This window comes from Sphingomonas sinipercae (assembly GCF_011302055.1).
GTDB classification, from domain to species: Bacteria; Pseudomonadota; Alphaproteobacteria; order Sphingomonadales; family Sphingomonadaceae; genus Sphingomicrobium; species Sphingomicrobium sinipercae.
Map to the genome: position 1 here is coordinate 1,257,253 of NZ_CP049871.1, position 11,420 is coordinate 1,268,672.

Annotated in this window: 12 protein-coding genes; 8 read left to right on the top strand and 4 right to left on the bottom strand. The window is 64.8% G+C overall.

Annotated features, from left to right (window positions below; all coding sequences use genetic code 11):
• Positions 1-8: 8 nt before the first annotated feature.
• Positions 9-353, top strand: coding sequence for a hypothetical protein (locus tag G7078_RS10920; protein WP_246166283.1), 345 nt, complete (start codon positions 9-11; stop codon positions 351-353).
• A gap of 8 nt (positions 354-361) precedes the next feature.
• Here G7078_RS10920 and G7078_RS06615 read toward each other — a convergent pair whose 3' ends face one another.
• On the bottom strand, positions 362-1,000 hold the full coding sequence (locus G7078_RS06615; RefSeq protein WP_166094265.1) for a carbonic anhydrase: 639 nt from the start codon (positions 998-1,000) through the stop codon (positions 362-364).
• Positions 1,001-1,064: 64 nt separating this feature from the next.
• Here G7078_RS06615 and lipA point away from each other — a divergent pair, with 64 nt between their 5' ends.
• Positions 1,065-2,000: a lipoyl synthase gene (gene lipA, locus G7078_RS06620; protein ID WP_166094268.1), complete on the top strand. Its 936-nt coding sequence runs from the start codon at positions 1,065-1,067 to the stop codon at positions 1,998-2,000.
• Positions 2,000-2,461 (top strand): type II toxin-antitoxin system RatA family toxin, encoded by a 462-nt coding sequence (locus tag G7078_RS06625; RefSeq protein WP_166094270.1) that lies wholly within the window; start codon positions 2,000-2,002, stop codon positions 2,459-2,461. The genes lipA and G7078_RS06625 overlap by 1 nt, the downstream gene beginning before the upstream one ends.
• On the opposite strand, the gene G7078_RS06630 is transcribed toward G7078_RS06625, so the two are convergent.
• Positions 2,422-2,925 carry a CinA family protein gene (locus G7078_RS06630; protein WP_166094272.1) on the bottom strand — a complete coding sequence of 168 codons (504 nt, stop codon included), beginning with the start codon at positions 2,923-2,925 and terminating at the stop codon, positions 2,422-2,424. The genes G7078_RS06625 and G7078_RS06630 overlap by 40 nt on opposite strands.
• Complete coding sequence (locus G7078_RS06635) at positions 2,922-4,067, bottom strand: bifunctional 2-C-methyl-D-erythritol 4-phosphate cytidylyltransferase/2-C-methyl-D-erythritol 2,4-cyclodiphosphate synthase (RefSeq protein ID WP_166094274.1); 1,146 nt, start codon at positions 4,065-4,067, stop codon at positions 2,922-2,924. The genes G7078_RS06630 and G7078_RS06635 overlap by 4 nt, the downstream gene beginning before the upstream one ends.
• Before the next feature lie 50 nt (positions 4,068-4,117).
• On the opposite strand from G7078_RS06635, the gene dusB reads away from it, so the two are divergent.
• The 5 genes from dusB (at position 4,118) to hflX (ending at position 10,660) form a co-directional block, all read left to right on the top strand.
• The gene (dusB, locus tag G7078_RS06640; RefSeq protein WP_166094276.1) at positions 4,118-5,116 is read left to right on the top strand and encodes a tRNA dihydrouridine synthase DusB; all 999 of its coding nucleotides are present in this window, start codon (positions 4,118-4,120) and stop codon (positions 5,114-5,116) included.
• A gap of 61 nt (positions 5,117-5,177) precedes the next feature.
• Positions 5,178-7,442 (top strand): sensor histidine kinase, encoded by a 2,265-nt coding sequence (locus G7078_RS06645; protein WP_166094278.1) that lies wholly within the window; start codon positions 5,178-5,180, stop codon positions 7,440-7,442.
• 13 nt (positions 7,443-7,455) lie between these two features.
• Positions 7,456-8,835 carry a nitrogen assimilation response regulator NtrX gene (gene ntrX / locus G7078_RS06650; protein WP_166094280.1) on the top strand — a complete coding sequence of 460 codons (1,380 nt, stop codon included), beginning with the start codon at positions 7,456-7,458 and terminating at the stop codon, positions 8,833-8,835.
• Positions 8,836-8,852: 17 nt separating this feature from the next.
• Positions 8,853-9,347: an RNA chaperone Hfq gene (gene hfq, locus G7078_RS06655; RefSeq protein WP_166094282.1), complete on the top strand. Its 495-nt coding sequence runs from the start codon at positions 8,853-8,855 to the stop codon at positions 9,345-9,347.
• Positions 9,344-10,660 (top strand): GTPase HflX, encoded by a 1,317-nt coding sequence (gene hflX, locus G7078_RS06660; protein ID WP_166094284.1) that lies wholly within the window; start codon positions 9,344-9,346, stop codon positions 10,658-10,660. The genes hfq and hflX overlap by 4 nt, the downstream gene beginning before the upstream one ends.
• Here the strand turns inward: hflX and mazG are convergent.
• Positions 10,648-11,385 (bottom strand): nucleoside triphosphate pyrophosphohydrolase, encoded by a 738-nt coding sequence (gene mazG / locus G7078_RS06665; protein ID WP_166094286.1) that lies wholly within the window; start codon positions 11,383-11,385, stop codon positions 10,648-10,650. The genes hflX and mazG overlap by 13 nt on opposite strands.
• Positions 11,386-11,420 lie beyond the last annotated feature (35 nt).

An 11,420-nucleotide genomic window follows, 5' to 3' on the forward strand; every position in this document is an offset into this window, starting at 1 on the left:
GGACGAACATGAAGCGTTTAGCATTGACGGCAGCCGTTGCTGCCAGCGTTGGCCTGACTGGCTGCGCAACGAATCCCTATGGATCGGGCTACGGCTATAACGATCCTTACAACAACAACGCGCAGGCGGGCCGTACGGCGACCGGCGCGGCCGCTGGTGCGGTTGGCGGTGCCGTCCTTGGCGCGATCGTCCCGGGCGTGAGCACGGTCGAAGGCGCGATTGCCGGTGCGGTTCTGGGCGGTGTGCTCGGTGCCGTGGTCAAGGGTAAGCAATATTACCGCGCGACCAACGGCTACTGCTATTACGTCGACCAGTACGGTCAGGCGCACTACGACTATAACGTTCGCTGCTAGTCAGCGGATCAGCTGACGGGGCGGAAGTGAACTTCCGCCTCGTCCAGCAGATAGAATTTGCCTTCCGCCACTGAAAAGTGGCCACCGTGAAGCTTAAGCCTGCCGTCCCGTTCGCGCTCAGCGATCCAGGGAAACGTCCGCAGGTTGGACAACGACAGCTTCACCGATTCCCATTCCATTTCCAGGACTGCCTGCGGTGTCAGCTCGCTATGGCGCTGCCGAACGCGATCGCGGGCGGGGCCTAGCTGGCGCACCCACGCGGCGATGAATTGGCCTTCACCGTCCTCGGCACCGTCGAACTGGCCGGTCAGCGCGGCAGCGCAGCCACCGCATGACCCGTGGCCCATCACCAGGATTTCATCGACCTCCAGCTGAGTGACAGCAAATTCCAGCGCTGCCGAAACGCCGTGGAGGCCGCCGGTCGTTTCATAGGGCGGCGCAAGGTTGGCGACGTTGCGAACGACGAAAATCTCGCCAGGACGCACATCGAAAATCTGCGCGGGGTCGACCCTGCTATCGGAGCAAGCGATCACCATGACGCGCGGACTTTGGCCTTCAGCCAGCTCTGCCCAGCGGTCGCGTTCCTCGCGCCAGCCAGTGTCGCGAAACCGGCGATAGCCGTCGAGCAATTCGGTCAAGCGGGACATGGCCGCGGGCTAGCGCCGCAGTCCGGGGCTGGCAAGCGGCGGGCTGGATCGCTATCTGGCCGGCATGAACCTCCCCGTCGCAGTCCCCCGCCAGCGCAAGCCCGATTGGATCAGGGTCAAAGCGCCGACCAGCAACGGCTATGCCGAGACCCGAAAGCTGATGCGATCGCTGAACCTGGCGACGGTCTGCGAGGAGGCGGCTTGCCCCAATATCGGCGAATGCTGGACCAAGAAGCACGCGACGGTGATGATCCTTGGCGACACGTGCACACGGGCCTGCGCCTTCTGCAACGTCAAGACCGGGATGCCGCGCGCGGTCGATCCGCTTGAGCCGGAACATGTCGCCACTGCCGCCGCCGAGCTTGGCCTTGAACATATCGTCGTCACCTCGGTCGATCGCGACGACCTGCCGGACGGCGGCGCTTCGCAATTCGTCAAGGTGATCCAGGCGCTCCGGCGGAACACGCCAAGCACGACCATCGAAATCCTGACCCCGGATTTCCGCAACAAGAGCGAAGCGGCGGTCGAAGCCATCGTCGAGGCCGGACCCGATGTCTACAACCACAACCTGGAGACGGTGCCGAGGCTTTATCCGACGATCCGCCCGGGCGCGCGTTACTATGCGTCGCTTCGGCTGCTTGAGAGCGTGAAGCGGCACGACCCGGCAATCTTCACCAAGTCCGGGGTGATGGTCGGGCTCGGCGAGCAGCGCCTGGAAGTGCACCAGGTGATGGACGACATGCGGTCGGCCAACGTCGATTTCCTGACCATGGGCCAATATCTGCAGCCGACGCCGCGCCACGCCAAGGTCGAGGAGTTCGTTACCCCACAGGCATTCGACGCTTATGCAGCGATCGCCCGGGCGAAGGGGTTCCTGCTGGTGGCCGCATCGCCGTTGACCCGGTCGAGCTACCACGCCGGCGACGACTTCAAGAAGATGCAGGCCAATCGCGCCGCCAAGCTGGAGCGGGGGCATTCGGTGGAGCGGGTGGGGGGCTGATGCCGCGGCACAGCGAAACCAGGCACCTTCCGTATCGCCCCGAGCAACTGTTCGACCTCGTTGCCGACGTCGAACGCTATGACGAATTCCTGCCGTGGGTGGTCGCGGTCCGTATCCGATCGTCCAGCGAGACGGAGACGGTCGCGGACCTGGTCGTGGGCTTCAATGCGTTCAAGGAGCGCTTCACCAGCCGCGTCACGAAGGAGCGGCCGAACCGGATCGTCGTCGATTATATCGAAGGGCCGCTGAAGTATCTGAAGAACGAATGGCGCTTCGAGCCCGCCGATAAAGGGGGCACAGAAATCTTCTTCTCAGTCGATTTCGCGTTCCGGTCGCGGATTTTCGAGGCGATTGCCGGCCAGATGTTCGACCGCGCGCTGCGGCGCATGACCGACGCGTTCGAACAACGCGCCGCCGCGCTTTACGGAATCAGCAAGTCGAGCGCGCAGAGCGCCGCCTGAAGGCGCACACCCGAACGGGTCTTTTCGTCGAAGAATTTCTGGTCGGCGACGATCCTGGCTGGGTCGGCATCGCGTTCGGCGCGGGCGAAGACGACAGTTCCGACCGGCTTGCCCGGCGTGCCGCCGCCAGGACCGGCAATGCCGGTAATCGCGACCGCAACGTCAGCTTGGGCGGCTTCGAGCGCGCCGCGGGCCATCGCCCAGGCTGTGGCGACGCTGACCGCGCCAAAGGTTTCGACCACGTCTGAACTGACTCTCAGGCCGCCGATCTTCGCCGCGTTGGAATAGGTCACATAACCGGCTTCGAACACATCAGATGAGCCGGGGATTTCGGTAATCGCGGCCGAGACGAGGCCGCCGGTGCAGCTTTCGGCGACCGCGATCCGCCGCCCGGCAGCGCGATTGGCGGCGACAACCTCTTCGGCCTTGTCGACCAATTCCTGCGGCAGGAGCCTGTCAGTCATTGTTCGCTGCGACCCATCCTGATGTTGACCACGGCTTGCGCGGCAATGCCTTCGCCGCGCCCGGTAAAGCCAAGCCGTTCCGTCGTGGTTGCCTTGATGCTGACGTCATCGCCACAAATCCCAAGGATGTCAGCGACCTTGGCGCGGATCCGTTCCCGATGCGGACCTACTTTCGGAAATTCGCAGATGACGGTGCAATCCACGTGGTCGATCACGCCGCCGCGGGCCCGGACCTGCTCCGCCGCAAAGGCCAGGAAGCGGTCGGACGCCGCCCCCTTCCACTGCGGATCGGACGGGGGGAAGTGCTGGCCAATGTCGCCCATCGCGGCTGCGCCGAGCAAGGCGTCGGTGATGGCGTGAAGAACGACGTCCGCATCGCTATGCCCGGCCAGGCCACGATCGCTGTCGATGGCGATGCCACCCAGCGTGATCGGGCCGGGGCCGGCAAAGGCGTGAACGTCAAAGCCCATGCCGGTGCGCGGGACCAGGCGCCCGGTAATCGCGGCTTCGGCGCGCTTCCAGTCGGCGGCGGTCGTCAGCTTGTCTAGCATCGGATTGCCTTCAACGGTTGCGACGCGCATGCCGGCGCTCCTGATCACGGTCGTCTCATCGGTCGGTGGGTCGCCTGACCACTCCTCATACGCTTGTCGTAACGCGGGCAACTGGAAAGCTTGGGGAGTCTGGATCCGAACGATGCCGTCCCGCGGGACCGTATCCCGGAGCTCCCCGTCGGCTCGGGCAAGCGTATCGCCGACGGCAAGCACCGGTGCAGCGCCTTCGAAGAATTCGAGCGGTGCAAGCAGCCGGTCGATCACTGCGGCAGGGCAGAAGGGGCGGGCGGCGTCATGCACCAGCACCGCGTCCCCATCGATGGCGGAGAGGCCGGCCTGGACCGAATCCGCGCGTTCGGCGCCGCCTTCGATGAACGGGCCGACGTCGAGGCCAGCGAGCGCCGCTGCGGCGAGCCCGTGCTGCCCCGGCCCGACGACGACGCGGACCCCGGCGATCGCCGGATGCTCGGCCAGCGCCTCGACCGCCCAGCGCAGCACGGGCTTCCCGGCGATCGCGCGATATTGTTTCGGCAAGCCGCCGCCCAGCCGCGTTCCGCTTCCGGCGGCGACGATGAGGGCAGTCGTTGTCATCGCTGGCGCCTTGCCCGTCCCGCGGCCCTCCTGTAAAGGCGCGGCTTCCCATGACCTTGCTGAAGCCTATCGAGATCGGTCCGGTCCGCATCGACGCGCCAGTCATCCTGGCGCCGATGACGGGCGTCACCGACCTGCCGTTCCGCAAGGTCGTGAAGCGCTTTGGCGCCGGCCTGACGGTCAGCGAGATGATCGCCAGCCAGGCGATGATCCGGGAGACCCGCCAGTCGCTGCAAAAGGCCTTGTGGGATCAAAGCGAGCAACCGGTATCGCTGCAGCTCGCCGGATGCGAGCCGCACGTGATGGCCGAGGCCGCCAAGCTCAACGAGCAGCGGGGCGTCGCCATCATCGACATCAACATGGGCTGCCCGGTGCGCAAGGTCGTCAACGGCGACGCCGGGTCGGCGCTGATGGCGAACCTGCCGTTGGCGACCCGGCTGATCGAGGCCACCGTCAAGGCGGTCAGCCTGCCGGTGACCCTGAAGATGCGGATGGGCTGGGACCACCAGAGCCTCAATGCGCCGGAACTCGCGAGGATCGCCCAAGACCTCGGCATCAAGATGATCACCGTGCACGGCCGCACCCGTTGCCAGCTCTACAAGGGCAGCGCCGACTGGGCGTTCGTGCGCAAGGTCAAGGACGCCGTGTCGCTTCCGGTCATCGTCAACGGCGACATCTGCTCGGTCGAAGACGCCAGGGAAGCGTTGCGGCAATCGGGCGCCGATGGAGTGATGATCGGGCGGGGCGCCTACGGAAAGCCGTGGCTCCTCGGCCAGGCGATCGCGGACCTGGTCGATGGCGGCAGCCGCGCCGACCCCTCGCTGGATGAGCAGCTCGACACCATGCTTGGCCAATATGACGAGATGCTGTCGCTGTATGGCCGCCACACTGGCGTCAATCTCGCGCGCAAGCACTTCGGCTGGTACACCAAGGGGCTCCCGGGCTCGGCCGAGCTTCGTAACCGCGTGAATCAGTTGGACGATCCGGCTGACGTCATCGCCATGCTCAAGGGCTTCTACGCACCCTGGCTGACCCGCGCCGCTGCCTGAGGGCGTCGCATAGCGGTAATAGTGTGTTGTTTTTGCAACGGCGCATGCTAGGGCGCGAGCGATGGATGCGCCCTCCGTTGAGTCGGACCTGGGATTGATCGACGGCGGCAGCTGGCTCGCTCGCCAGCGAGAGAGCGGCCGCTTTTACGATTATGCCGCCTGGGCCGCGGCTGCGACGCTCATTTTCACCCTCGGTTTCAGCATCTGGCTGCTTGAGAGGCCGGCAACGCCAGGGTCGCTGCTCTCGCCGGCGCTGATCGCGGCGCTGCTGATTGCCAACCTGATCCCCGCGATCGTGCTGATGGTCCTGTTGTCGCGGCGTTTCGCAATGGCCCACGCCGCGAGGGGAGGGCTCGGAACGGGCAAGCTGCACAACCGGCTCGTTGCCTTGTTCTCCGTCATTGCAGCAGTGCCGACCGTCCTCGTCGCCATCTTCGCGTCGCTGCTCTTCCAGAGCGGCATGGAGTTCTGGTTCTCCGACCGTGCCCGCAACATGATCGAGAATACCGTCGAGATCCCGAAGGCCGCCTACGCCGCGGAGGAAAGGCGCGTTGCCGACAACACGGTGACGATGAGCGCGGACCTTGCGGACTATCTCAAGCAGATGGCCATCGATGATCCGCGGTTCATCACCGCATTTGGAGGCGTCCAGCTTTATCAGCGCGAGCTCTCCGAAGGCATCATTTTCACGTACGGCGCCGACCGGCAAATCCGCACCCTGGTTCTGGTCAATCCCTACGACCGCCCGCTCGACACGGTGATAACGCCGGAACGCATCGCCCAGCTCAAGAAGCGGGACAGTGTGTCGATCAGTTCGTCGGACCGGATCGGCGCTCTGGCCAAGTTGGATTATGGTCCGGACACCTACATTTATGCGGCCCGGGTCTTCGATCCGGAGTTCCAGAAGCAGATCGATCGCGGCAATCAGGTGCTGAACGATTATCGCGCGCTGCTTGCCCGGTCCCGGACGAACCAGCTGCGATTCAACGCGGCGCTGCTGCTCGGTTCGCTGATCATCGTCGGCCTCGCCATTCTGGCGGCACTGCGCCTGGCGGACCGGCTGGTTCGCCCCGTTGGGCAATTGGCCGCGGCGGCAGGCCGTATCGAGCAAGGCGATTTCTCGACCCGCGTTCCAGTCAACCAGACGGAGGACGAGATTCAGACCCTGGCAGCTGCCTTCAACCAGATGACCGATCGCCTGGAGGAGCAAACCGGCGCGCTGAAGAGCGCCAATGCGCAGCTCGAAACGCGCCGGGCATTTATCGAGGCGGTGCTGTCGAGCGTCACCGCCGGCGTACTTGCCCTCGACGCGGCAAATCGGGTCCTGCTAAGCAACCGTTCGGCGGAAGAATTGCTTCGATCGGGCGAGGACACGATCGACGGCGCCCAACTTGCCCGCCTTTCGAGCGAACTGGCCGAATTCATGCTTGGCGAGGAGCGAGAGGCGAACGTCACGGTGACCGCCGAGGACGGACAGCGAACGCTGGCGGTCAAGCGGGTGCGCTATCAGGACGGCGCCGTGCTGACCTTTGACGACATCACCGACCAGCTTTCCGACCAGCGCAGCGCTGCCTGGGCCGACATCGCGCAGCGCATCGCGCATGAGATCAAGAATCCGCTGACACCGATCCAACTGGCGGCGGAGCGGCTGCAGCGCCGGTTCCTGCCGGAGGTTTCGTCGGACAAGGAAACGTTCGAGCGGTTGACTGGCACCATCGTCCGGCAGGTCGGCGACCTGCGCCGGATGGTCGATGAGTTCTCCAACTTCGCGCGGATGCCAAAACCGGTGTTCCGCCAGGAGAACCTGCACGAAATCGCCCGGCAGGCGCTCTTCCTTCACGAAGTCGCGCATCCGGGGATCACCTTCGCCCTGACCCCGGCCGTAGGGAATTTGCCGATGGTTTGCGATCGCCGCCAGCTCGGCCAGGCGCTGACCAACATCGTCAAGAACGCCGTCGAAGCTATTGAAACCAGGCGTTCGCGCGGCGAGCATCACCTTAGCGGCGATCGCATCGACCTGCGGCTGAGCAATGAAGATGAGCAGCTGGTGATCGACGTCATCGATACGGGCATCGGCCTGCCCGAGGATCGGGAGCGGCTGACGGAGCCGTACATCACAACCCGCGTTCGCGGCACCGGACTTGGCCTCGCCATCGTCAAGAAGATCGTCGAGGAGCATTGCGGCGAGATCGCTTTCCTTGACCAGCCGGGCGGCGGCACCCGTGTTCGCATTGCATTCGATTGTGCAAGGCTGGCCGCGCGCGAGCACGACCAAGCCGCGGATTTCACGCCGGACGCGAAGAACGACGGAAATACAGATGTTTGAGGAAGGTTTCTGAATGGCGCTCGAAGTGCTCGTCGTCGACGATGAGGCAGATATCCGCGAGCTCGTCAGCGGGGTTCTGGAGGACGAAGGGTATAGCGTCCGGACCGCGGCGGACAGCACCGGTGCGCTGGAGGCCGTGCGCGACCGGCGGCCGTCGCTGGTGCTGCTCGACGTGTGGCTGCAGGGATCCCGTCTTGATGGGTTGCAGTTGCTTGAAGAATTGAAGCGGCAGGACCCGAGCCTCCCCGTTTTGATGATCTCCGGCCATGGCAACCTGGACACCGCCGTCGCCGCCATCCGCGAGGGCGCCGTCGACTTCATCGAGAAGCCGTTTGAGGCAGAACGGCTGCTGCACCTCGTTGCCAGAGCCACCGAGACCGACCGCCTGCGCCGAGAGAATGCGAGCCTTCGCGAACAGGTCAGTCACGAGCAGGCGCTCGGCGGCAATTCGGTGACGATCAACTCGGTCCGGGCAACGCTTAAGCGGGTCGCCCCGACCGGCAGCCGGGTCCTCATCACGGGGCCAGCGGGGGTCGGCAAGGAAGTGGCCGCGCGGACCATCCACCAGTGGAGCACGAGGGCAGAGGGCCCGTTCATCGTCGTCTCGGCGGCGATGATGACGCCCGAGCGAGTGGAAGAAGAACTGTTCGGCATCGAACAGGACGACGTCAACCGCCCGGGCCTATTGGAACAAGCGCACGGCGGTACCCTGTTCCTCGACGAAATCGCCGACATGCCACTGACCACGCAGGGCAAGATCCTGCGCGTGCTGACCGACCAGAGCTATCATCGAGTGGGCGGCCAGCGTCCGGTCAAGGTGGACGTGCGCGTGCTTTCGGCCACCTCCAGGGACCTACAGCAGGAAATCGACGCTAGCCGGTTTCGCGAGGATCTCTACTACCGGCTCAATGTCGTGCCGGTGAAGTTGCCGCCGCTGCGCGACCGGCGCGAAGACATTCCCGAACTGGCCAACCAGTTCCTCGCCCGCTTCGCTGCCGAGCGGCGCATTCCGGCGCCCAGCTTCAGCGAGGAAGCGATGGCCGCGCTCCAGGCGCACGACTGGCCGGGTAACGTCCGGCAGCTGCGCAACATCATCGAGCGGACCGTCATCCTGGCGCCGTGCGAGCGGGTGGAGACGATCGAGGTGGACATGCTTCCGCCCGAAATCCTTGAGAGCCAGGGGCAGGCCGGGATGTCGAACCAGGCGATGCTGATCATGGGCAGTCCCTTGCGGGAAGCGCGGGAGTCGTTCGAACGCGAGTATCTCAAAATTCAGATTCGACGCTTCTCCGGCAACATCTCCCGGACCGCCTCGTTCATCGGCATGGAACGTTCCGCGCTCCACCGGAAGCTCAAGGCGCTCGGTATCGGCGACAAGCGGGACGAGGAATAGAAAGAACAACCGCCGCAATGGCCGACAAGCCGCTCAGCGTTCAGGATCATTTCCTCAACCAGGTTCGCCGATCGAAAACGCCGCTGACCATTTTCCTGGTCAAGGGCGTCAAGCTTCAGGGCGTCATCACTTGGTTCGATACCTTTTCGCTGCTGCTTCGCCGCGATGGGAATTCGCAGCTGGTCTACAAGCACGCCGTTTCTACCATCGTTCCAGTCGGCGACTTCGAAATCGTAGGCCTGACGGGGGAGGGGGCGAACGCCCGGCCAACGCTGCAGGATACGTTCCTGTCAGCCGCGGCGCGTGAGCATTCGGCAATGACGATCTTCCTGATGAATGGCGTCATGCTGCAGGGCGGTGTGACGGCCCACGACCAGTTTTCCTTGCTGCTCGAGCGCGGAACGCAGGCCCAGCTCGTCTACAAGCACGCTATTTCGACGTTGCAGCCCGCTGCACCGCTCCACCTGAGCGGCGAGCCGGATGTGGTGGCCCCAACGGAGGAAGAACGGTGACCATCGACGACACTGACGTCAACGACGTCACTCGGGGCGAGCGGGCACTGGTCATCGGGGTCGAGCGCCACGGCCAGACCAACGGGCGTTCGAGCGAAGCCCGACTGGACGAGGCTGCGGGCCTTGCCGAGGCGATCGGAGTCGAGGTTGTCGCCCGCAGAACCTACCGCCTTCGCCAAGTGCGACCGGCGACATTGCTCGGAAGCGGCCAGGTTGCCGAGATCGCACAACTGGCCGAAGAGCATGGCGCCGGGTTGGCCGTGATCGATGCCGCGCTGACGCCAGTGCAACAGAAGTCGTTGGAAGAAGGCCTGAAAACCAAGGTTATCGATCGTACGGGTCTGATCCTGGAAATCTTCGGCGAACGTGCGGCAACCGCTGAAGGCCGGCTGCAGGTCGAGCTTGCCCACCTCGATTACCAGGCCGGCCGACTGGTTCGTAGCTGGACCCACCTTGAACGCCAGCGCGGCGGGTTCGGCTTCCTGGGTGGCCCGGGCGAAACGCAGATCGAGGCGGACCGGCGAATGATCCGCGACCGGATGGCGCGGATCCGGCGCGAACTGGAGCAAGTGAAGCGCACCCGGACCTTGCACCGCGACCGAAGGCAGCGGGCGCCGTGGCCGGTCGTCGCGCTGGTCGGCTACACCAACGCTGGCAAATCGACGCTGTTCAACCGGCTGACCGGCGAAGCGGTGGTGGCCGAAGACATGCTTTTCGCAACGCTCGACCCAACGATGCGCGAAATCCGCCTTCCGGGGTTCGACAAGGCGATCCTCTCCGACACCGTCGGTTTCGTCTCGGACCTGCCGACGCAGTTGGTCGCGGCCTTTCGGGCAACCCTGGAAGAGGTCGCGTCGGCCGATCTGCTCATCCACGTGCGCGACATCTCCCACCCGGACAGTGAAGCCCAGCGGGCCGACGTCGAAGCTGTGCTCGAACAATTGGGCGTTGGCCGCGAAGAGGAGGGGGCCCCACCGCTGGTCGAAGCATGGAACAAGATCGACCTGATCGAGGGCGACGACCGCCAGGCATTGCTTAACGAAGCTTCCCGCCGCGCGGACGTCTTGCCGATTTCAGCGATCAGCGGCGAGGGGATCGATGCCTTAAAGGCCTTCATTGCCGAGCGCTTGCGGAGTGGATCCGCCATGCATTCGATCCGCATCCCGATCAGCGACGGCGGCAGGATTGCCTGGCTACACGCCCGCGGGGAGGTCGTCGGGCAGCGGATGCACGACGGCGAGGTCGAGATCGAGGTCCGGCTGTCGCCGGAGAATTGGGCGCGCTTCCAATCGCTCGTGGATCAGTCGGTCTGAGCTGCCTTTGCTTCGGTCCAAAGCCGTTCCATCGATTCCAGATCCATCGCTTCGAACCCGGGCGCCGTCTCGATCGCACGGAAGCGGCGTTCGAACTTGTTGGTCGCTTTCCGTAGAGCGTCTTCAGGGTCAATGTTGAGATGCCGTGCGAGGTTCACGACCGCGAACAGCAGGTCGCCCAATTCCTCCTCGCGCCGATCCCGGTGCGTCTCGGCATCGAGTTCAGCCAACTCTTCATCGATCTTTGCGCGCGGGCCGGACTCGTCGGGCCAGTCGAAGCCGGTCCGCGCTGCCCGCCGCTGCAGCTTTGCCGCGCGATCCAGGGCCGGCAACGCCAGCGCGATGCCAGCCAAGGCGCTGTCGTCGCCGCCGCCGACACGTTCGGCGGCCTTGATCGCGTCCCAGCCAGGGCTTTCTGCCGCACCGCCGAACACGTGCGGGTGGCGGCGCTCCAGCTTGTCGCCGATGCGCCGCATGACGTCATCCAGCGTGAAAAGCCCAGCTTCTTCGGCCATTTGGGCGTGAAACACGACCTGCAGCTGCAGGTCGCCTAGCTCTTCGACGAGCGCGTCCATGTCGCCGCGCTGGATGGCGTCCGCGACTTCGTAGGCTTCCTCGATCGTGTAGGGCGCGATGGTCGCAAAGCTCTGCTGCAAATCCCATTCGCATCCGCGCTGCGGATCGCGCAACCGTCGCATGATGGAAACGAGCCGCTCGAGGCTCATGAGGGCCCCCAAGCTCCGGCTAGGACACCGATATT

Excerpts from the sequence above, each read along its gene's own strand:
- G7078_RS10920 (WP_246166283.1), top strand. The coding sequence starts at position 9 with ATGAAGCGTTTAGCATTGACGGCAGCCGTTGCTGCCAGCGTTGGCCTG.
- G7078_RS06615 (WP_166094265.1), bottom strand. The coding sequence starts at position 1,000 with ATGTCCCGCTTGACCGAATTGCTCGACGGCTATCGCCGGTTTCGCGAC.
- lipA (WP_166094268.1), top strand. The coding sequence starts at position 1,065 with ATGAACCTCCCCGTCGCAGTCCCCCGCCAGCGCAAGCCCGATTGGATC.
- G7078_RS06625 (WP_166094270.1), top strand. The coding sequence starts at position 2,000 with ATGCCGCGGCACAGCGAAACCAGGCACCTTCCGTATCGCCCCGAGCAA.
- G7078_RS06630 (WP_166094272.1), bottom strand. The coding sequence starts at position 2,925 with ATGACTGACAGGCTCCTGCCGCAGGAATTGGTCGACAAGGCCGAAGAG.
- G7078_RS06635 (WP_166094274.1), bottom strand. The coding sequence starts at position 4,067 with ATGACAACGACTGCCCTCATCGTCGCCGCCGGAAGCGGAACGCGGCTG.
- dusB (WP_166094276.1), top strand. The coding sequence starts at position 4,118 with ATGACCTTGCTGAAGCCTATCGAGATCGGTCCGGTCCGCATCGACGCG.
- G7078_RS06645 (WP_166094278.1), top strand. The coding sequence starts at position 5,178 with ATGGATGCGCCCTCCGTTGAGTCGGACCTGGGATTGATCGACGGCGGC.
- ntrX (WP_166094280.1), top strand. The coding sequence starts at position 7,456 with ATGGCGCTCGAAGTGCTCGTCGTCGACGATGAGGCAGATATCCGCGAG.
- hfq (WP_166094282.1), top strand. The coding sequence starts at position 8,853 with ATGGCCGACAAGCCGCTCAGCGTTCAGGATCATTTCCTCAACCAGGTT.
- mazG (WP_166094286.1), bottom strand. The coding sequence starts at position 11,385 with ATGAGCCTCGAGCGGCTCGTTTCCATCATGCGACGGTTGCGCGATCCG.